Origin of the sequence: Ensifer adhaerens (assembly GCF_002007205.1) — a bacterium.
GTDB lineage: Bacteria > Pseudomonadota > Alphaproteobacteria > Rhizobiales > Rhizobiaceae > Ensifer > Ensifer adhaerens_D.
The window spans coordinates 92,300-113,185 of sequence record NZ_LAZS01000005.1 but is presented as its reverse complement, the minus strand read 5'-3'; the positions used below and the strand labels follow the sequence as shown (position 1 = coordinate 113,185).

General features: G+C 64.0%; 18 protein-coding genes. 6 read left to right on the top strand and 12 right to left on the bottom strand.

Annotation, left to right across the window (positions count from 1 at the left end; genetic code table 11):
* Positions 1 to 5 precede the first annotated feature (5 nt).
* From XB14_RS04255 to XB14_RS04210, 10 genes are all read right to left on the bottom strand, one after another.
* A complete protein-coding gene (locus XB14_RS04255) occupies positions 6 to 1,520 on the bottom strand; it encodes a glycerol-3-phosphate dehydrogenase (RefSeq protein WP_143348223.1) in 1,515 nt (504 codons plus the stop codon).
* Between the two features lie 17 nt (positions 1,521 to 1,537).
* Entirely contained in the window at positions 1,538 to 2,575 is a 1,038-nt protein-coding gene (locus tag XB14_RS04250) for a 2-hydroxyacid dehydrogenase (RefSeq protein ID WP_077960429.1), read from the bottom strand.
* The gene (locus tag XB14_RS04245) at positions 2,572 to 4,149 is read right to left on the bottom strand and encodes an FGGY-family carbohydrate kinase (RefSeq protein WP_077960426.1); all 1,578 of its coding nucleotides are present in this window, start codon (positions 4,147 to 4,149) and stop codon (positions 2,572 to 2,574) included. Before XB14_RS04245 ends, XB14_RS04250 begins: the two co-directional genes overlap by 4 nt.
* Positions 4,149 to 5,273, bottom strand: a complete 1,125-nt coding sequence (locus XB14_RS04240; protein WP_077960425.1) for an ABC transporter ATP-binding protein — start codon at positions 5,271 to 5,273, stop codon at positions 4,149 to 4,151. The genes XB14_RS04245 and XB14_RS04240 overlap by 1 nt, the downstream gene beginning before the upstream one ends.
* Positions 5,270 to 6,388 carry an ABC transporter ATP-binding protein gene (locus XB14_RS04235; RefSeq protein ID WP_077960424.1) on the bottom strand — a complete coding sequence of 373 codons (1,119 nt, stop codon included), beginning with the start codon at positions 6,386 to 6,388 and terminating at the stop codon, positions 5,270 to 5,272. The genes XB14_RS04240 and XB14_RS04235 overlap by 4 nt, the downstream gene beginning before the upstream one ends.
* Positions 6,389 to 6,391: 3 nt before the next feature.
* On the bottom strand, positions 6,392 to 7,249 hold the full coding sequence (locus XB14_RS04230; protein ID WP_077960422.1) for a carbohydrate ABC transporter permease: 858 nt from the start codon (positions 7,247 to 7,249) through the stop codon (positions 6,392 to 6,394).
* An 11-nt stretch (positions 7,250 to 7,260) separates the two neighbouring features.
* Positions 7,261 to 8,184, bottom strand: a complete 924-nt coding sequence (locus XB14_RS04225; RefSeq protein ID WP_077960418.1) for a carbohydrate ABC transporter permease — start codon at positions 8,182 to 8,184, stop codon at positions 7,261 to 7,263.
* A gap of 185 nt (positions 8,185 to 8,369) precedes the next feature.
* Positions 8,370 to 9,815, bottom strand: a complete 1,446-nt coding sequence (locus XB14_RS04220; protein ID WP_077960417.1) for an ABC transporter substrate-binding protein — start codon at positions 9,813 to 9,815, stop codon at positions 8,370 to 8,372.
* Positions 9,816 to 9,931: 116 nt separating this feature from the next.
* Positions 9,932 to 10,897: a sugar-binding transcriptional regulator gene (locus tag XB14_RS04215; RefSeq protein WP_077961870.1), complete on the bottom strand. Its 966-nt coding sequence runs from the start codon at positions 10,895 to 10,897 to the stop codon at positions 9,932 to 9,934.
* 277 nt (positions 10,898 to 11,174) lie between these two features.
* Positions 11,175 to 11,945: a helix-turn-helix transcriptional regulator gene (locus tag XB14_RS04210; protein ID WP_419178574.1), complete on the bottom strand. Its 771-nt coding sequence runs from the start codon at positions 11,943 to 11,945 to the stop codon at positions 11,175 to 11,177.
* A 220-nt stretch (positions 11,946 to 12,165) separates the two neighbouring features.
* Between XB14_RS04210 and XB14_RS04205 the strand changes: the two genes are divergently transcribed.
* From XB14_RS04205 to XB14_RS04180, 6 genes are all read left to right on the top strand, one after another.
* A complete protein-coding gene (locus tag XB14_RS04205; protein WP_077960415.1) occupies positions 12,166 to 13,248 on the top strand; it encodes an ABC transporter ATP-binding protein in 1,083 nt (360 codons plus the stop codon).
* A gap of 70 nt (positions 13,249 to 13,318) precedes the next feature.
* The gene (locus XB14_RS04200) at positions 13,319 to 14,479 is read left to right on the top strand and encodes a polyamine ABC transporter substrate-binding protein (protein ID WP_077960414.1); all 1,161 of its coding nucleotides are present in this window, start codon (positions 13,319 to 13,321) and stop codon (positions 14,477 to 14,479) included.
* Between the two features lie 322 nt (positions 14,480 to 14,801).
* The gene (locus tag XB14_RS04195; protein ID WP_077960413.1) at positions 14,802 to 15,668 is read left to right on the top strand and encodes an ABC transporter permease; all 867 of its coding nucleotides are present in this window, start codon (positions 14,802 to 14,804) and stop codon (positions 15,666 to 15,668) included.
* Positions 15,668 to 16,486 carry an ABC transporter permease gene (locus tag XB14_RS04190; protein ID WP_029742634.1) on the top strand — a complete coding sequence of 273 codons (819 nt, stop codon included), beginning with the start codon at positions 15,668 to 15,670 and terminating at the stop codon, positions 16,484 to 16,486. The genes XB14_RS04195 and XB14_RS04190 overlap by 1 nt, the downstream gene beginning before the upstream one ends.
* A gap of 4 nt (positions 16,487 to 16,490) precedes the next feature.
* The gene (locus XB14_RS04185) at positions 16,491 to 17,252 is read left to right on the top strand and encodes an SDR family NAD(P)-dependent oxidoreductase (protein ID WP_077960412.1); all 762 of its coding nucleotides are present in this window, start codon (positions 16,491 to 16,493) and stop codon (positions 17,250 to 17,252) included.
* Positions 17,253 to 17,394: 142 nt separating this feature from the next.
* Positions 17,395 to 17,772, top strand: coding sequence for a hypothetical protein (locus tag XB14_RS04180; RefSeq protein ID WP_077960411.1), 378 nt, complete (start codon positions 17,395 to 17,397; stop codon positions 17,770 to 17,772).
* 15 nt (positions 17,773 to 17,787) lie between these two features.
* On the opposite strand, the gene XB14_RS04175 is transcribed toward XB14_RS04180, so the two are convergent.
* The gene (locus XB14_RS04175) at positions 17,788 to 18,594 is read right to left on the bottom strand and encodes a class I SAM-dependent methyltransferase (RefSeq protein ID WP_077960410.1); all 807 of its coding nucleotides are present in this window, start codon (positions 18,592 to 18,594) and stop codon (positions 17,788 to 17,790) included.
* A 413-nt stretch (positions 18,595 to 19,007) separates the two neighbouring features.
* Complete coding sequence (locus XB14_RS04170) at positions 19,008 to 20,666, bottom strand: urocanate hydratase (protein WP_077960409.1); 1,659 nt, start codon at positions 20,664 to 20,666, stop codon at positions 19,008 to 19,010.
* Positions 20,667 to 20,886 lie beyond the last annotated feature (220 nt).

The window sequence follows — 20,886 nt, the reverse complement described above, 5'->3', positions numbered from 1 at the left end:
CTCCTTCAGGCCGCTTGCTGCTGGCGTTCCAGCCAATGGGTGAAAGCCTGCCGTTCGGCCGGCGTCATGTGCAGGCCATGCTTGGTGCGACGGTCGAGAATGTCGTCCGCCGTCAGCGCCCATTCGTTTTCGATGAGGAAGCGCGCCTCGCGCTCGTGCAAATGCGGGCCGAAGGCCGGACCGAGATCGTCGAGCGATGTGGCGCCGGCAAGCAGCCCATGCGTGCGCGTGCCGTAGAGCCGCGCATAATGCTTGGCGAGATCCGAGGGCAACCAGCGATAACGCGCCTTGAGCTCACCCAGGAACAGATCGAAATCGGCCTCAGCCATGTCGCCGCCGGGCAGGTGCGCCCTCGCCGTCCAGGCCGGCCCCATCTTGGGGAAGAACGGCTTCAACCGCTCCAGCGCATGTTCCGAGAGCTTGCGGAAGGTGGTGATCTTGCCGCCGAAGACCGAAAGCAAAGGCGGCTGCCCATCGGCCGCGTCGACCTCGAAGATATAGTCACGGGTGACGGCCGAAGGATTTTCGGCATTGTCGTCATAGAGCGGGCGCACGCCGGAGAAGCTGTAGACGATATCGTCAGAAGTGAGCTGCTGCTTGAAGTAGCGGTTCACCGACTTCAAGAGATAGGCGATCTCGTTGCCGTCGGCGGCCACGTCCTCCGGCCGCCCCTCATAGGGAATATCCGTCGTGCCAATCAGCGCCAGGTCGTTCTGGTAGGGGTTGATGAAGATCACCCGCTTGTCCGGGTTCTGCACCAGATAGGCCTGCCGCCCCTCCCAGAATTTCGGCACGACGATGTGGCTGCCCTTGACGAGGCGCACGCTGCGGGTGGAGTTCAAGCCCCCGATCCGGCCGATGACGTCGTTGACCCAGGGACCGGCGGTGTTGACGACGCACCGCGCCCTTGCCTCGGTCTTCACGCCGCTGCGCGTGTCGGTCATCTCGATATGCCAGAGCCCATCGCGCCGGCGGATCGCGCTGCAGGCGGTTCGCGTCAGCACCCGGGCGCCACGGGCGCGGGCGTCGAGCGCGTTCAGAACGACAAGACGCGCGTCGTCCACCCAACAGTCGGAATATTCGAAGGCCTTGCGATACTCGCGCTTGATCGGCGCACCCTCGGGTGCTGTCGCAAGATCGAGGCTGCGGGTGCCCGGCAAACGCTTGCGCCCGCCGAGATGGTCGTAGAGGAAGAGGCCGAGACGCACGAGCCAGGCCGGCCGGTCCTGAGGGTTGTGCGGCAGCACGAAGCGCATCGGCCAGATGATGTGCGGCGCGGAGGAAAGCAGAACTTCGCGTTCGATCAGCGCCTCGCGCACCAGCCGGAACTCGTAGTATTCGAGATAGCGCAGGCCGCCATGCACCAGCTTGCCGGAGCGCGAGCTCGTCCCTTGCGCCAGATCGTCCTTCTCGCACAGGAGGACCGAGAGCCCGCGCCCTGCGGCGTCGCGCGCAATGCCCGCGCCGTTGACGCCGCCGCCGACGACGAACAGATCGTATATTCCGGTATCGGAAACCAACGTCGTCACTCCTGTCGTCAGCACGGATTGACCGGCGGCAGACCGGCGATGTAGCGACGCACTTCCTCGGCCGCCATTTCGGCAGCGAAGGTGACGGTGCGCACCGAAGCGCCGGCGATGTGCGGCGTCAGCGTCACGTTCGGAAGCTGCAGAAGCGGCCAGTCCTCCGGCACCGGCTCGACGGCGAAGGTTTCGAGCATCGCCGCTGCAAGATGGCCGCTCACTAGGTTGTCGTAGAGCGCGTCGTAGTCGCAGAGCGGTCCGCGCGCCGTGTTCACGAAGATCGCGCCGGACTTCATCTTCGCAAAGGTCTCGGCGTTCATCATGTTGCGCGTCTCCTCGGTCACGCGCGGATGCAAGGTCACGACGTCGGAACGGGAAAGCAGCGCGTCCAGCGAGACCTGCTCGACGCCGGCGTTGAGATCGTCGGCGGACAGCTGCACATAGGGATCATGTACGAGCACCTTGGTGCCGAAGGCGCGCAGCAGACGCACGACCTTGGTGCCGATATTGCCGTAGCCGATGACGCCGACGGTCATTTCGCAGAGCTCGCGGCCGGTGCGATCGGCGCGGTAGAGGTCGCCGCGCCATTCACCCTTGCGCAACGCCTCATGACCGGTGCGGATCAGTCGCGTCTCCGCGAGAATGGCGCCGAGCGTGAATTCGGCGACGGCGTTGGCGTTGCGGCCGGGCGTGTTGACGACGCGCACCCCGGCATCCCTTGCGGCGCCCATGTCGATGTTGACGGGCCCCCCGCGCGAGACGGCGACGAGCCTCAATCCGGGCAACGCCTCAAGCATTCCGCGCGACAGCGGCGCCAGTTGCGTCACCAGGATTTCGGCGTCACCGATGAAGTCGATAATGTCCTCGGGCTTGCCGAGATATTCCTTGAGACCGTCCATGCCCTCGACGGCATAGCCGTGCTCCATCGGCACATCCGGCCAGGGCAGTTCGAGCGTGCGAATGTCATGGCCGTTGCCGGTCGCCTCGACGATCTTGTCGCGGAAAACGTCCGGCAGCATGAACCGGTCGCCGATGATCGCTATCTTCTTCATTTCGGTCTTTCCTGTTGGTCTTCCGTGGCGGCACATTGGGAGAGTGCGTGCCAGACGGGTCTGAGCGCTGCGCGCGACTGCTGGTAGGCGGGGAAAAGTTCGTCGAAGCGGCGGGCAAGCGCCGGGTCGGGCACCTCCGCCGGCCTTTGGTAAGGGGTGACCCAGTCGCCGAGGCAATCGGCCATCGAGGGATAGATGCCGAGCGAGACGGCGGCGATCATCGCAGCACCGGCAGCCCCTGCCTCTTCCCGCTCGCTCGTCTGGACGCTGGCGCCAAGGGCAGCACCGAGGATGCGGCGGAGCGATGCGCTGCGGGCGGCACCGCCCGTCAGCCGGACGCGACCGGGAAGCGGCCCCATTTCGGCGTAACAATCGCGCGCGGCCATGGCGAGGCCGTCGAAGACCGCCTTCACCATGTCCGGAAAGCCATGGGTGACCGAGAGCCCGACGAAGGAGGCGCGCGCCGTGGCATCGACGAACGGTCCGCGCTCGCCGGCTTCCGAGATATAGGGTTGGAAGATCAGCGATGTGTCCCGGGCGTCGGCCAGCCAGCCGTCGACAAAAGCGAGCAACTCGCTCTTGGATTTCTCGACCCCCATGCCCTTCAAGAGGCCTGAGGCCAGCGACAGGATCCAGTCGATATTGAGCGTCGCCGCCATGTTCGACTGCATCTGCGCGTAGGCGCCCGGGATCGGCATGCACATGGTGTAGCCGGTCAAGTCCCGGTTGAGCCGCACATCGTCGGCGCCGTTGGCAAGCCGCATATGCATGCCGGTCGAGCCGATGATCGAGCAGCCGGTATCGGTGCCCGGATCGTAGAGCCCGGCGCCGAGCGCGGTGCAGACGACATCGACGTAACCGAGCACGATAGGCGTGCCCTCGGTAAGGCCGGTGATGCCGGCGGCCTCCGCCGAGAGCTGATGATGGGTCACCGCACCATCGACGATCTCCGGCAGCACGTGCTTGAGCTTTTCAAGACCGAGGAAAGCAATGACGTCGTCGTTGTAGCTGCGGGTGCGAAAATTGCCGAAGCTGAAATTCGCCTCGGACGGATCGGTCGCCCGCTTTCCCGTCAGCTTGAAATAGAGCCAGTCCTTGCAATGGAACGTGGTGGCGACGCCCGAGAGCATCTCGGGCGCATGGTCGCTCATCCAGCGCAACTGCGGCCCCTGCTGACAGGCGGCAAGGCCCGAACCGGTGCTTTCGAAGCGGGCGACATCGCCGCTGTCACCACGCAGCCGCTCGACGGTCTCGCCGGCGCGCGCATCGAGCCAGAGCCAGCCCTTGCCGACCGGCGCGCCGGCCTTGTCGATCATCCAGGTACCGTCGCCCTGCCCGGTCACCGCGATTGCGGCAACGCGGCCGGCGAGATTTTCTATCTTGTCCGAGAGCTGCTTCAGCGTCGTTGCCGCATCGGCCCAGGTGCGGTCGAGATCCTGCACGCTGCCGGCGCGGCCGACGGCCTCATAGGCGTTCGGCAGCGCCGCCGAGGCGAGCTGCCGGCCTGCGAGATCGAAGGCCACCGACTTGATGACCGACGTTCCCGCATCGATGCCGATGAGGATGTCCCGCATCAGGCAAGCTCCTGTCCATGGCTGATCGCCCGGCCGCTCTCGCCGTCGAAGACATGCAGGCTCGACGGGTCGAGGTGAATGCCGATCGGCTGGCCGACATCGAGCTCCGTGCGGTCATGCTCGACGAGCACCATCGTGCCGCCGGCGAAATCCGCGGCGATATGGGTCTGGTCGCCGAGCCACTGGTTGACCGCAACGCGGCCGGTGACGCCATCGGCACTGCGGCGCACCGAATAGGGCCGGATGCCGAGCACCACCTTCTGCCGTCTGATGAGTTCGTCGCGCACCGCATGCGAGAAATCCGAAGCCGCATATTCGAGCCGCACGCCATCCTTGAGGCCGAAGGCCATCCGGCTTTCCGAGCCGGTGACGCTGGCCTCGAAGACGTTCATCGGCGGCTCGCCGACGAAGGTGCCGGTGAACAGATTGGCCGGCCGCTCCTTGATCTTCTGCGGCGTGTCGAACTGCTGCAGCACGCCGCCTTCCATAACGGCGATCCGGTCGGCAAGCGCATTCGCCTCCGTCTGGTCGTGGGTGACGAGGATTGCCGTCAGCCCACGCTCCTTGATGAAATGCTTGATGCGGCCGCGAAGCAGTGCCCGAAGCTGCGGCTCGAGCTGCCCCATCGGCTCGTCGAGCAGGTGCAGGTTGGCATCGCGGATCAACGCCCGGCCAAGCGAGGCGCGCTGCTGCTGGCCGCCGGAAATCGAGCTTGGGTAACGGCCGAGAATGTCCTCGATCTCAAGCAGCTTGGCGATGCCAGCGACCTTCTCGTCGACGACACCCTGCGAGAGCTTCGAGGCCTTCAGCGCAAAGGCGATGTTTTCGCGCACCGTCAGCGGCGGGTAGAGCGAATAGCCCTCAAACGCCATGGCGACGTTGCGGCGCACCGGCGGCAGGGTCTGAACCTCTTTGCCAACAAGCGAGATTGTCCCGCGCGAAACCGCCTCGAAGCCGGCGATCATGCGCAGCGTCGAGGTCTTGCCGCAGCCCGACGAGCCGAGCAGCGCGATGATCTCGCCTTTGCGCACATCCATGTTCAGCTTCTTCACGGCATGCACGCCGTAGTCGACGGGACCGTAGAACTTGTCGACGTCCTTGATCAAAAGAGCGGTGTCGGTCATGCCGCTTCTCCATTGCGCTTGGCTGCAAGGTCGGCGCGCGGCAGAAGAGCGCCGCTCGTCTTGTCGAAGAGAAAGGCCTGCATGCCATTGACGGCAATATGGGCAGGTCCCGCGGTCGGACCAGGCGTACCGGCGGGGCGCGATACCAGGATTTCGCGGCCGCGGGCGGTCAGTGCCAGCGTCACGGTCTTTTCGTTGAGCGGCGTTTCCGCCTCGACCGTGACAGGGATCGCACCGGGTGCCGCAGCATCGACGAAGCTGATCGCCTCCGGCCTCAGCCCGAGCACGCACGGACTGCCGACAACATCGGCGCCGTAGTCGGCAAGCCGCACGCGAACGTTGGACAGCTCGACGAAAACGTCCCCGCCGCCGCGCTGCGGCGTGACATCGAGCAGGTTGATGGTGGGGTCACCGAAGAGCCGCCCGATCTCGATATCGGCGGGCGCGTTGTAGATCTCTTGCGGCGTGCCGATCTGGCGAATACGGCCGGCGGCCATGACGGCGATCCGGTCGCCGAGCGCCATCGCTTCCTTGTAATCCTGGGTGACGTAGACGACGGTGGCGCCCTGCGCCGCCAAGAGCCGCGGCAGTTCCAGCCGCATCTCGAAGCGGAGCTTCGCGTCGACGTTGCGCAAGGGATCGTCGAGCAGAAGCAGCGGCGGCGAGCCGACGAGCGCGCGGGCAAGCGCCGTTCTCTGCTTCTGGCCATTCGAAAGCGCCTTCGGGTGATGCGTCAGCACATGGTCGATCTTCAGGAGCTTGGCGACCTTCTGCACGCCGGCGGCAATCTTCTCCTTCGACGACTTCGTCGCCGTCAGCGGGCTGGCGATGTTGTCGAAGGCGCTCATATGCGGAAACAGCGCGAAGTTCTGGAAGGCCATGCCGACACCGCGGTGCTCGGCATCGACATCGGTCATGTCTTCGCCGCCGATCAGCACCCTGCCCTCGTCCGGTTCGATGACACCGGCCACCAGCCGAAGCAGCACGGTCTTGCCGGCGCCGGAGGGGCCGAAGAGCACCAGCCGCTCGCCATCTGCGACGTCGAGCGTCAGGTCGTCGAGCACAGTCTGGCTCTTGTAGCGCTTGACGATATTCCTCAGTTGCAGCGTGGTCATGAATTACCCTTTCACCGCGCCGAGCGACAGGCCTTCGACGAGGTAGCGCTGGGCGTAGAGTGCTAGTGCGAGCGTCGGCGTGACCGAGAGCACGATGGCCGCCGCGATCTGCCCGTATTGGATGCCCGAGGAGGTGACGAAGGCAAGCGCCCCCACTGTCACCGGCTGCTTGTCAGCGGACGCCAGCACCAGTGCGAAGACGAAGTTGTTCCAGGCGAAGATGAAGGCGAGCAGGCCGGCAGCGGCAATACCAGGTCCGGCCAGCGGCAGCGCGATCTTGCGGAAGGTCGCAAACCAGGAATGACCGGCGATGCGATAGGCATATTCGACATCGGCCGAGATATCCTCGAAGTAGCCGCGCACGATCCAGAGGATCAGCGGCAGGCAGATGAGCTGGTAGACCCAGATCAGCCCGAAGTAAGTGTTGGAAAGGCCGAGCCACTGGAAATACTGGGTCAGCGGCAGCAGCACCAAGAGCGGCGGCGCGAAGCGGAAGGACAAAAGCGTGAACGCGATGTCTTCCGATCCCTTGAACTTGTGGCGGGCGAAGGCGTAGGCGGCGGGCACGCCGAGCACCAGCGCTACCGCAACCGAGGCGACCGACAGGAAGATCGAGTTTCCAAGGTTGCGCATGAAGGCGATGTCGAGCGTTCCGGCGGCGGTCTGCAGCTTGCCGGTGATCAGCGCCGCGTAATTCGAGAGCGTCGGTGAGAACACGATCGACGGCGGGATCGCCAGGATCGTCTCGTTCGTCTGGAACGACATCAGGAAGATCCAGAAGATCGGGAACATGAAGAAGACGACGACGAGCGTGAGGGCAAGACCGCGCAGAACCCGTTCGAGCGGAGACATGGTGTCCATCGATCCCTCCCTTAAGCTTCGCCGCGAGCGCGTTCGCGCAGCCGCAGCCAGTTCTTGATGAAGACATTGGACAGCGTGTAGGTGATCGCCCACAGGATGATCAGAAGCGCTGCCGAACGGCCGACATTGGTCGACTGGAAGAAGTTGAGATAGGCCTCGACCTGGAACACCGTCAGCGTGTTGCCGGGGCCGCCTTGCGTCATCGCGTAGATGATGTCGAACTGCTGGATGCTGTCCAGCAGCCGGAAGAGCGTCGCCGTCAGGATATAGGGTGTGAGCATCGGAAGCGTGATGCGGAAGAAGACGAAGCTGCGCGGCACGCCGTCAAGGGCTGCGGCCTCGAAAGGCTGGGTCGGCAGTGAGCGCAGCCCGGCAAGCAGCAGGATCATGATGAAGGGCGTATAGACCCAGATATCGACGAGCACGACGGTCAAAAGCGCCGTATCCGGCGAGGACGCCCAGCGGAAGTCATGCAGCCCGATCAGGCTTGCGAGATAGCTGAGGATCCCGAAGCTCGGATTGGTCATCAGCTTCCACATCAAGGCGGCAAGCGCCGGCGCGATCATCAGCGGCAAGAGCAGCATGATCGAGATGAAGTTGTTGACCGTCGAGCGCCGCTGCAACAAGAGCGCAATGCCGAGGCCGAGCAGCAGTTCCAGCGTCACCGTGAGGCCGGCATAGAGCAGCGACACTTTTAGCGTGTTCCAGAAGGCCGGGTCGGTGATGAAGTTGAGATAGTTTTCGCCCCAGTTGAACTGGCGCGCCCAGGGCTGGCTCAGCCGGTAGCGCTGGAAGGAATAGATGACCGCCGTGAAGAACGGGATGAGGATGCCGATGCAGACGAGCAATGCCGGCAGGCTCAGCACATAGGGAAGCATCTTCCTGCTGATCCTGAAACCGGAGACCGGTCTGCGGAGGGTTTCTGTTGAAGCCATGTCGAGCTCCGTTCCTGAAGTCTTAAAGAGCACGCGGCACGCGGGAGCCTTTCAGGCGCCGCGCCAGTCCCTCGGCATCTCAGATTGATTTCGGCGCGATCTCAAACGGATCACCATGGGCCGGCTCTACCGGCATCTCGGGATCCCCGGCACTCGCAAGCGCCGGGGATCGCTTGGGAGGCCTATCAGCCGAGACCCGCCTCTTGGAGCTGGCGGTTGATGCTTTCTGCAAGCTGGTCGAGACCTTCATCGACCGGCACCTGCTTGGCGACCATCTTCTGCAGCGTCGACGCCCATTCGGTGGTCACGTCGAAGAACAGCGGCTGCGCGGTGAAGTGGATCTTGGCGCCCGGCGCCGAAACGTCGTGCATCTCCACATAACCGGGGTAGCTCTTGTTCAGCCGTTCGCGGAAGATTTCGTCCTTCCAGACCGAAGCACGGACCGGGTTGACGAAGTCCATCTTCGTCGCGCCGAAGATCGCGTGCTCGAGACCTGTCGCCCATTGCAGGAAGTACCAGGTCGCGTCCTTGTCCTTGGAAAAATTGGACATGGCGAGCGACCAGATCCAGATGTTCGGCGTCGGGGCGGACGCTGCCGGGTTGGCCGCAAACGGCGCATAGGCGAGCTTGCCGGCCATCTTGTTGTCGCCGCCGTTCATGAAATAGCCGAGGATGTCGGCGTCGTAGATCATGGCGGAGGCGCCGGCGCCGAGATCGGTGCCGACCTGGTACCAGGTATAGGTCGACCAGTCCTTCGGGCCGCTTTCCTGGATCATCGATACCCACTTGGCGTGGAAAGCCTTGGATTCGGCGGTGTTCATCGCCGCCGAAAGCTTGCCGTCGGCTCCGACGTTCAGGTCCTTCTGGCCGAAGTTGGCGTAGCCCGAGAGGAAGCCCGGATGGATCGTCGCCCAGGAGCGCGAGCCGCGCACGCCGATGCCGTAGACGCCACCACCGACATCCTTGGTGAGCTTGGCGGCAGCCGCTGAAAGCTCGTCGATGTTCTTCGGAACGGCAACGCCCGCCTTGTCGAACATCGCCTGGTTGAACGAGAGATTGTTCTGTTCGTAGCCCCACGGAATGCACCATTGCTTGGCGTCGTCGGAGCCGAGCGCCCCGCCCGGCTGGCCGTTCCAGGCGCAGGAATTCTTCACGCCCGGCAGAAAGTCGTCCCAGGCATATTGCGGGTTGGTCTTCGCCGGATCGTTGATCCATTCCTTGAGGTCGGTGATCCAGCCGGCCGGACCATAGGTCCAGGTCATGTAGGCGCCGGTCATGAAGGCGTCGTATTCGGCCGAGCCCGACGACAGCGCCGCCGTCACCTTGTCGAAATAGACGTCTTCCGGGAAGACGTCATAGGTGACGTCGATGCCGGTCAGATCCTTGAAGGTCTGCAGGTTGGCGATCATCGCATCGGCGTAAGGATGCTTGTTCAGAAGCAGCTTCAGCTTCTTGCCGGAATGCGCCTTCCAGTCGAAATCGGCGGCAAGCGTTTGCGTCGACATCATGTTGAACAATGTGCCGGCAGTGCCGACGGTCAGGCCTGCAGCGCCCAATCCCTTGAGCATGCCGCGGCGGTCCACCTCCCCACGCAGGAATGCGCTGATGAGGTCCTTCTCCTTCTCGTACATCCGTCTTCTCCTCCGTTGCGGGTATGATTGCGACTGCCGGCTACCCCACCGGTATTCCTCCCTTTAGGACCGCGGGCAGATCCTCCCTGCCCTCATGGTCCTGATGTGTCAGCGCCTCATGCGCCGTCGGCCGCAAGCGCCCGTGCCGTCCGCTCGTCGGTGATGAGCCCGCTCAAATGCCCGCTTGCCAGCACCGCCCGGATGGCCGAAACCTTGATCTTGCCACCGGCAACCGCGACCGTGCGGCGGTTCTTCAGGTCCTCGCGGCTCAGCGTAAACGTGCGGTCGGAAAGCGTGGTCTCGATCGGCCGGCCGTCTCTGTCGAAGAAGTGGCCGAGCAGTTCGCCCATCGCGCCACCCTTCTGGATGTCCTCGATCTCGCTGGTCTCGATCATGCCGGTTGAAACCAGCGACGCCTCGCGCACGGCGGTACCGATGCCGACCATCAAGAGATCGGCGGTCTTGGCGAGATCGAAGACCTCGCGCACGCCGCGCTGACTGAAGAGCACATCGCGGTCCTCGACCGTGTTGGCGAAGAACGGCACCGGCATGACATAGGCCTCCGCGCCGGTCCGTTCGGCAAGCCGGTGGATCACGTCATGCGGGTTGGCCGAAAACTTCCGGGTGAGCCCACCGAGCAGCGAGACGAAGCGGGTGTTGCCGCTCGTCATGCGCGGAAGATATTCGACGCAGGCCGCAAGCGTGCGGCCGTGACCGACGCCGACCAGTGCCGTTTCGCCGCGTTCGATCTCGCGCTTCAAAAACTGTGCGCCGGATATGCCGAGCGCCTTTAGCGGCAGATCGTCGGAATCGAAGTCCGGCACGACCTCGCAATAGTCGAGGCCATAGCGCCCCGAAAGCGTCTGCTCGAGCTCCACGCATTCGGAGACTTCGCCGTCGATATAGACCTTCACCAGCCCTTCCTGGTTGGCCTTCATGATCAGCCGGTGGGCCTTGAGCGAGGTAAGGCCGAGGCGCTTGGCGACCTCCGCCTGGGTCAGACCGCCGGCATAGTGCAGCCAGGCCGCCCGCGTCGCCATGCTGGTCTCGTCGTCACGAATGCCCGTCCCGCCAATCGTCATCGTCTCCACCCGGCTCTTGTTGCGGTGCATGATATTTTTTGCACCACGTGATATTTTTATCCGCTGATGAAAGAAATTTCATGACGTGAAAATTTTGTCAATAGCGTTTGGCAAATGAGCGATCACGTTTGTGAAGAGACGGTTGAGCAGCCGCGACGGTCGCACGCAAAGGCAGCAGCCGCCGGCGGGCGCCAGACGGCGTAGGCTTGTTGAAAGCGGAAAAGGGCAGCGCAGGCGGACGATCGAACCGACTGTTAGCGGTGCATGGATCGAGCGATTATTGCCCGAGGTTTCTCAGATAGAGCGACAGGAGCTGCGTCTGCGAGGAAATGCCGAGCTTACGATAGACGTTGCGGCGGTGGACCTTGACGGTACCGGTGGAGATGCCGAGCCTGAGGCCGATCGATTCTGACGAATGGCCCTGCAACACCAGTTCGATGATCGAGGATTCCCGGTCCGTCAGATTGAGGTGCTGCCAGACGCCGTCAGCGGGCGGGTGCGTCGCCTTGCGCCTGCTGCGCCCGGTTTTCGCGAGGGCCGCGTCAAACCGGCGAGCAAGCCCCGCCCAGTGGTGCCGCACCAGCGCGGCGACCAGCGGCTCGACCTTCTTCAACAGCGCAAACTCGGCAGCACTGAACGTGCCGGTCGCCTCCCGTCGCATCAGCGACAGAACCACGGTGATCTGCCCGTCGACCGGCACGAAGAAGCCAACCTCCTCCGCAAGCCCGGTCTGCACGTAGTAGGTGCGGTAATATTCCGAGGAAAAGAACCGGTCCGGCGCAAGCTCCCGCATCCGCCAGACGCCGGGCTCGCCCTTTATCGCCGCGTGATAGAAGGGGTCGAGCAGGTACGGACCCGCCTGATAGAGGCTGACGAAGAGCACATGATCCTTGGCGTTGAAGGTGCTGTAGAGGTCGATCGGCCGCTCCTTGCCGCGATAGGCAAAGACGACCACGTAGTCGAAGGTCATCAGCGTCGACATAAGCTGGCGATAGGCAGTGCCGACCGCCTCGTCCTCAAGCGGAGCACCCGCCACCAGCGGCGCCATGACCTGAAAAAATCCTTCGAGATCGACGCTCAATCCGCTCCCCCGGCCGATACCAACAGCTTCAAGGGTATACTCCTCACACAGAGCAATCTGCGTTGAAATACCTCTCTCGGGGTATATACCGGCAGGGCACGCGGTGACTAGGCTGCGTGTCAATGACGGTGGAGCGCCAGGGCGGGAGATTCCTGGCGACATCCGATAACAACCGCAGGGAACAGACGTGACATCCGCTTCGACGAACGACATCGAGTTCCGTTCGGTCGCCAAACGTTATGGCGCCGTGACGGCCGTTTCCGACATCAATCTTCAGGTGCCGCGCGGCGCCTTCATGGCGCTTCTCGGGCCATCGGGTTGCGGCAAGACCACGTGTCTGCGCATGATCGGCGGCTTCGAGCAGCCGAGCGAGGGCACGGTGTTCATCAGCGGCGAGCCGATGAACGGCGTTGCGGCCTACCGCCGCCCGGTCAATATGGTGTTCCAGCACTATGCGCTGTTCCCCCATCTCGATGTCGAGGCCAACGTCTCCTACGGCCTGAGGCAGATGCGGCCGCGCATCGCCGGATCGGAGATTTCCCGCCGCGCCCAGGAGGCACTGGAAATGGTGCGGCTCGGCAGCTTCGGCAAACGCCGCATCCACGAAATGTCCGGCGGCCAGCAGCAGCGCGTGGCGCTCGCCCGCGCCATCGTCAACAAGCCGAAGGTGCTTCTGCTCGACGAACCCTTGGCAGCCCTCGACAAGAAGCTGCGCACCGCCATGCAGATCGAGCTGCAGACGCTGCAGCGCGAACTCGGCATCACCTTCGTGCTCGTTACCCACGACCAGGAGGAAGCGCTGTCGATGAGCGATTTCGTCTGCGTCATGAATGCCGGCCGCATCGTCCAGGTCGGCCCGCCGCAGGAAATCTACGACCGGCCTGCAAGCCTCTTCGTCGCCGATTTCGTCGGCAAGACCAACCGCATCTCGGCGACCGTCGACGGCAACGCCTCGATCGAGCTCGCCAACGGCACGCGTTTTGCCGCCCCCGCGGTCAACGGCACACGTGGGGCGGCCATGGTGGCACTCCGGCCCGAGGCGATCCGCCTGACGCGCAACGGCGCGGCGACCGCCGAGACATTGGCCGGCACCGTCACCCACCGGATCTTCCTGGGGTCAGCGGTCGAATATTCCGTCGCGGTCGACGGTCTCGGCGACTTCCTCGTGACGGCCGACCGCCGCACGCTCGGCGACAGCGAGCTGGTCGAGCCTGGCGAAAAGGTCGGCCTCGCCTTCGATCCGAACGCGCTGCACATCTTTCCAGCCTGAAATCTCCCGGCCTTATCAAGCCGGTTCTGCCGCCTACGCATGAACGTCAAACGATAAAGGGAACAGCGTCATGAGCAAATGGTACAGAGAAAATGCCCCTATCACAGCCGATCAGCTCTCCGACGAACTGATGCGCCTGAAGCGCGGCTCGGTCACCCGCCGCCACTTCCTCGGCGTCACCGGCCTCGGTCTTGCGACCGCCGTGCTCGCGCGCCAGCCCGGCCTCTTCAATTCCACCGCCTTTGCCGGCGACCTCGGCACGCAGATGTCGATCGCCACCTGGCCGAACTACCATGATCCGGCGACCTTCGAGGCCTTCCAGGCCGCAACCGGCGTCGCCGTCGAGGTCAATGTCTTCGGCTCCAACGAAGAGATGCTGGCGAAACTCCAGGCGGGCGGCACCGGCTGGGATCTCTTCGTTCCCACCAACTACACGATCTCGACCTATGTGAAGCTCGGCCTCATCGACGAGCTCGATATGTCCAAGCTGCCGAACTACGACGCCGCGACCGAGACGGCCCGCTTCACCAACGAGGGCATCGTCGACGGCAAGACCTATGCCGTGCCGAAGAACTGGGGCACGACCGGCATCGCGGTCAACTCGGCGAAGATCAAGAAGCCGGTGACAAGCTGGAAGGAATTCTTCGAGATCGCCATGACCGAGGGCGACGGCCGCGCCATGGTGCACGACTACCAGCTCACCACCATCGGCAACGCGCTGGTCTCGCTCGGCTACTCCTTCAACTCGATCAAGCCGGACGAACTCGCCAAGGCCGAGGAACTGCTGATCAAGGTGAAGCCGCATCTCTACGCCATCAACAGCGACTACCAGCCGTCGATGCGCGCGACCGATGCCTGGATGACCATGTGCTGGACCAATGACGGCGCCCAGCTCAACCGCGACATGCCGGAAATCCAGTTCGTGCTCGGCAAGGATGGTGGCGAGATCTGGTCGGACTTCTACGCGATCCCGAAGAGTGCCGCCAACAAGGCCGCCGGCTACGCCCTGCTCAACTATCTGATGGCGCCGGAAAACGCCATGAAGGAGCACATTGCCAACGGCGCGCCGACGACCGACAGCCGCGTCATGAGGCTGCTTCCGGTCGACGTGACCGGAAACAAGATCGTCTATCCGGACGAAGCCGCGCTGACGCCGCTCGAATTCGGCGCCGCCGTGACGCTCACCGACCCCGGCCGCGCCGAGCTGATGGCGCGCTTCAAGTCGGCTTGATCTGGCATGTGACTGCCCCACGCGGTGACCCGCGCGGTCTGGGCATGGCCCCTCATCCGCCTGCCGGCACCTTCTCCCCGTTCTGACGGGGAGAAGGGACAAACGGCAGGCTCCCTGCCCCTCGCTTCTGCCGGAAGAGAGGGACCGAGCGGGCGCCACAAGTCCCCTTCGCCCCGCAAGCGGGGAGAAGGTGGCCGGCAGGCCGGATGAGGGGCTTCCCTTAGCGTGCGGATGGGGAGCTCACCTCACCGCGCGGATGACGGGCTCCCTCGCCGCCCTGAGGGAAAACCGAAATACAAGTGACACTCAAACGGATAACCACATGACCGCGGCGACGAACACGAAGAGAAACCTGGTGACGGCGGCGCTGGTGGCGCCGGCTGCCGCCTGGCTGATGATCTTCCTCGTGCTGCCCTTCATCGCCATGCTGGTCTTCGCCTTCGGCGAACGCGCACCGGAAGGCGGCTATCAGGCGGCCTTCACCTTTGCCCAGTTCGCCAACCTGCCGACGCGTGCGGCGGCTTTCTGGAACACGCTGATCCTCGCGCCGGTCGGCGCGTTCGCCTGCCTGATGATCGCCTATCCGGTCGCCTATTATCTGGCGGTCAAGGCGAACCCGCGCTACCGGCTGATCCTCGTGTCGCTCGTCGTCGTGCCCTTCTGGACGAGCCTGCTCGTGCGCACCTATGCCTGGATGTACATTCTTGGCTCGCGCGGGATCCCCAATCTGCTCTCGATGATCGGCATCGAGGACGTCAGGATGCTGAACACGCCGGGCGCCGTGCTTCTCGGCATCGTCTACGGCTACCTGCCGCTGATGATCATGCCGATCTATGTCAGCCTTGAAAAACTCGACCGCCGCCTGCTCGAAGCCTCCGCCGATCTCGGCGCCAAGCCGGTCTCGACCTTCTTCGGCGTCACCCTGCCGCTCTCCTTGCCCGGTGTCATGACCGGCGTGGCGCTGGTGACGATCCTGCTGCTCGGCGAATATCTGATCCCACAGCTCTTGGGCGGCGGCAAGGTCTTCTTCATCGGCAATGCGCTGGTCGATCTCTTCCTGCAATCGCGAAACTGGCCCTTCGGCTCGGCGATCGCCGTCACGCTGGTTGCCGTCGTCGTGGTGATCCTGATGGTGGCGATGCGCATCGCCTTCCGCGTCGCCGGCACAAGACAGGTGGATCTCGTCTGATGCGCGCCTTCATCTCCTCCGTCTATCTCTTCCTCTACGCCCCGATCGCGCTGGTCGTCCTGTTCTCCTTCAATGCGGGACGCAATGCGAGCGAGTTCACCGGGTTTTCGACCGCCTGGTACGGCAAGGCGCTTGGAAATACCTTCCTGGTTTCGGCGCTGCAGAACAGCCTGCTGATCGCCTTTACCAGCGCCACGCTCGCCGCAATCTTCGGCACCATGGCAGCCCTTGGCATGGAGCGGATGGCGCCGCGCAACCGGGCGATCTTCGATGCGCTGTTTGCAGCCGCAATCGTCGTGCCCGGCGTCGTCATCGGCATCGCGACGCTGGTCGCGCTCGTTGCCGTCTTCTCCTTCGTCAACCCGGCGCTGGCAACGATCTGGCCTGGCGACCAGCCGCCGCAGCTCGGCCTTGGCTACGGCTCGATCATCGCCGCTCACGGCCTGTTCTCGATGGCGCTGGTGACGATGATCGTGAAGGCCCGCATCGCCAGCCTCGGCCGCGATATCGTCGAGGCCTCGAGCGATCTCTACGCAACGCCGCTCACCACCTTCCGGCTGATCGTGTTGCCGCAAATCCTGCCGTCGATCCTTGCCGGCTTTCTTCTGGCCTTCACCTTCTCCTTCGACGATTTCATCATCGCCTTCTTCGTCGCGGGCTCGAAGACCACGCTGCCGATCTACGTCTTCGCCTCGATCCGCCGCGGCGTGACGCCCGAGATCAACGCGATCGCGACGCTGGTGCTCGTCGCCTCGCTGCTTCTGATCCTGACCGCCCGCATCCTGATGCGGGAAAAGAAAACGAAATCCGGGGAGTGAAACCATGATCCTGAAAGACCGGGTCGCGATCGTGACCGGAGCGGGCTCCGGGATCGGTCAGGCGGGTGCGGCCATCATGGCGCGCGAGGGCGCCCACGTCGTCGTCGTCGACCGCAGCCTTGCGGCAGCTGCAACCGCCGTCGAGGCGATCGCCGAAAAGGGCGGCAGCGCTGAGGCGCTCGCAATCGACGTCACGGATGACGCGGCTCTCTCCGATGGCGTCGCCGATATCCTCTATCGCCACGGCCGCATCGACATCCTGCACAATCATGCCGGTGCCCAGGTCGCGGGGGACCTGGAAGAGGTCGAGGTCGCCGGCTTCGACCGCTCCTGGAACCTCAATGTCCGCGCCCATTTCATGGCAGCGCGGCTGGTCATGCCGTCGATGCGCGCCGCCGGCCGCGGCGTCATCCTCAACACCTCCTCATCCTCGGGCGTGCTCTACGACCGCGAGATGATCGCCTATACGACCACCAAACACGCGGTCATCGCCATGACCAAGCAGATGGCCGGCGACTACGCCCGCCACGGCATCCGCGTCAACGCGCTTTGCCCCGGCTGGGTCGACACCCCCTTCAACGAACCCTTCATCGCCCAGATGGGCGGCCGCGGCGCAATCGAATCCTATATCCGCGAAAAAGTGCCGCTCGGCCGCTGGGCCAGCGTCGACGAGATCGCCGAGTCGATCCTCTTCCTCGTCTCCGACCGCTCCTCCTACATGACCGGCCAGATCCTGGTGGTGGATGGCGGCGAGACGGTGGTGTGATTGCCAGACTTTGGGAAGTTGATGACGAGCGCGCTGGGCATTCTTGCGATTGATTGAAAGCGATATCGGCACTATCGATCAGGTTGCACAGAAGGCGGTGCACATACGCGCAGCGACCTCCCCGTAACAACAAGGGTCTGACATGAAGATACTGTGCCTCTCGCTTGTGATCGCTGCCAGCAGCGCCACCAGTGTACTTGCTCGGGACATAGACTACCCACGCAGGAAACTTCCCGAAGACCAGTTCTTGTCATATCTGGGAACGGCAGCGGTCGCTGCTGCTGCCTGCCCAGGTTTGGCTGCCAATGAACAGTTTGCGAACGGATACGTGCGCGCGACTGGGGTTGCGCCTGAGTTTCATCGCGCATTTGGCGACTCTATGGAAAAGGCCCACGAAGAGATAAAGCGCGACCTCGACGGGTTCTGCGCTGCGGCTCGCACCTCGCTCTCTTTGCAAAGCAGAGAGGCCGCGGTCCCTCTGCTAATCGAAAGCTCCGATAAGGCGACCGCACCGCAGTGACGAACGATTGCCCTATCACACCCCGGGAACGACGCCCCGACAAGCCCAAGCCACCGCCGCAAACGACCGCGGGCCATCCGATTGGCCCGCCTGGTAGGCGGCCTTGACCGCCGCATCGAGCTTGGCCCGCAATCCCGCGTCCAGTGAGCCCACATATTTGCCGAGCGGTCCCTCGCCCGCCGCGATCGGCTGCCAGAAATCCTCGAACGACTGATAGTCCATGCGGATCATCAACGACGTTTGCACGATATCCACGAGGCCATGCGCCGCAAAGCTCTGTATCATCTCGCCCGGCCGCATCATCGGCTGGAAACAGTAGCGGCTGCGCACCTGCTCGGCATTGACGTCGAGCATGGTTGCCACATCGAGCACCATGCGCATGCCCGGCATGCCGCCGTAATGATCCCAGACGACGGCGGCAACCACCCCACCCGGCCTGGTGACCCGCCGCATTTCGGCAACGGCCTTTCCCGCCTCCGGCACGAAATGCAGCACCAGCATCGCCAGCGCCCGATCAAAGGACGCATCGGCAAAGGGCAGCGCACAGGCATCGGCCTGCTGGACCTTGATCCTGGGGTCGCTGTTAGCCTTGATCGTCGCCGCGACGAAGACAGGTGAAAAATCGATCGCGGTAATCTCGCTGAGGTTAGCCGCACGCGGCAGCGCAAATGTCAGGCTGCCCGTCCCGCAGCCGACGTCGAGCACCCGCTCGCCGTCGGCAATACCCGCAAAATCGATGAACAGCGGCGCCAGCTGCCGGCTCCACCGGCCCATCAACTGGTCATAGCCATCCGCACTCTGCACATTGAAGCTCGACGTCATGATCGCCTCCAGCCAGCAAAGGCGGCATATTAGCGCGCGGCGGGCCACGCACCAAACCACGCGCATCCGAAGCGAGTTCGTCAAGGGCTATGCGAGAGGAACGGCTGCCGGATCGTCTGCGAGAGCTGTCTGTTCCGCTGCGTTGCGTGAAACGGACCATCCGCGCCCCGATCTGAGAGTTCGCCCGAAAAGGCGGAGCGTTACCCTCCCTCATGTCTATGCTCGTCACAGAAATCCAGCCACGGCGCGTCCGCGCCGTGAATGAACTCTTCTGCTACGGTAACGGGTTCCTGGCGCCGCCGACGCGGCGCTGCTGGATTCCTGTGACAAGCACAGGAATGAGGTCTGTGAATGGGGCAACGCTGCTACACGCTGCTACACGCCCCGCACGCCAAGGCCCACAGGCACCAGCCCTAGACCTTCACATGCCCGATGCCCTTGGCGGCAATCTCCTCAAAACTATCTTCATAGCCGGCATCGGCATAGCGGATCACACCGAGAGACGTATCGTTGGTGAGCGCGTGGTCGAGCCGTTCGTCGGCCTCGACCGTGCCATCGGCAACGACCGTGACGCCGCAGCTTGTCATGTAGCCGGCATAGCCGCCACCGCCGGAATGGACGACGACGAGATCGGCCATCGACGAGCAGAGCAGCATGGCGTCGAGAAGCGGCCAGTCGGCGATCGCGTCCGACCCGTCCTTCATCCGCTCGGTCATGATATTTGGATGCGCCATGGCGCCGGCGTCGAGATGGTCGCGCGAAAAAGCAACCGGCCCCTTGAGCTCTCCTGTCGCCACCAGTTCGTTGACGCGCCGCGCCAAGGCCGTGCGCTCCCCGTGCCCGAGCCAGGCGATGCGCGCCGGCAGGCCTTCCAAGGGAATATGCTGACGCGCGAGCCTGATCCAGTTGGTGACGATCCTGTTGTGCGGAAATATGTCGAGCAGCAGGTCGTCGATGCGGGCGATGTCGCTCTCTTCACCGGAAAGCGCCATCCAGCGGAACGGACCGATGGCGCGGGCAAAGAGCGGGCGCAGATAGGCTTCGGTGAAGATCGGGATGTCGAAGGCATTGGTGACGCCGCCCTCGCGCGCCTGGGTGCGGATCAGGTTGCCGTTGTCGAAGACTTCCGCGCCCTTCGCCTGGAAGTCGAGCATCGCCTTGACGTGCTCGACGATCGAGGCGCGGCTTGCCGCCATCAACTGGCCCTGGCCGTCGTCGCGCAGCGACTTCACCTGGTCGAGGCTCATGCCCTTCGGCACATAGCCGTAGACAAGATCATGGGCCGAGGTCTGGTCGGTGACCACATGGGGCACGATGCCGCGCCGTGCGATTTCCGGATAGATTTCCGCCGCGTTGCCGACGAGGCCGACGGAGAGCGCCCGCTTCTCCTTGACCGCCGCGTCGATCATCGCCAGTGCCGCATCGAGGTCGGGCGCGATCTCCTGCAGATAGCCGATCTCCCGGCGCTTCTTCGCCCGCTCCGCGTCGATGTCGACACAGAGAATGGCAGCCCCCGCCATGCGGCCGGCAAGCGGCTGCGCGCCGCCCATGCCGCCGAGCCCCGCCGTCAGCACGAAACGGCCGGAGAGATCGCCGCCGAAACGGCGTTCGGCGATGCGCATGAAGATCTCGTAGGTGCCCTGGATCACCCCCTGGCTGCCGATATATTGCCAGGCGCCGGCCGTCAGCCCGCCCCAGCAGATCAGCCCCTTGCGCTGCAGCTCGTAGAACACCTCAGCCTTCGCCCATTGCCCGACGATGTTGCAATTGGCCATGATGACGAGCGGCGCCTTGGCATGGGTCTTCAAGAGCCCCACCGGCTTGCCGGACTGGATGAGCAGCGTCTGGTCCTCGTCCATCTCGATCAGCGTCTTGACGATGGCGCGATGCGCCGGCCAGTTGCGCGCCGCCTTGCCGAGGGCTGCATAGACGACGAGATTGTCCGGATCCTCGCCGACCGAAAGCACGTTTTCCAAGAGCCGCAGCAGCGCCTCCTGCCGCCAGCCCCTGGCACGCAGCTCCGGCCCGCCGGGAATGGGGAAACCAGGATGACGGGGATTGGCCTTGGGCATCGTCTCGTTCCTTGTTGTTGTGTTGGCGGGGTGGTTGCCCCAATCATTCACGGCGGCGGGAGGTCGCCGCCCTCACGTTTGTGGCGACGGGTGGCAAAGGCCCCTCACCCTAGCCCTCTCCCCGCAGGCGGGGAGAGGGGATGCGTTGTGCTTGCCGCGCCGGCCCAACCACCGTGGCATTTCCTCGTCCCGCGTCGGGCGAGAGAATGGCTCAGCGCTT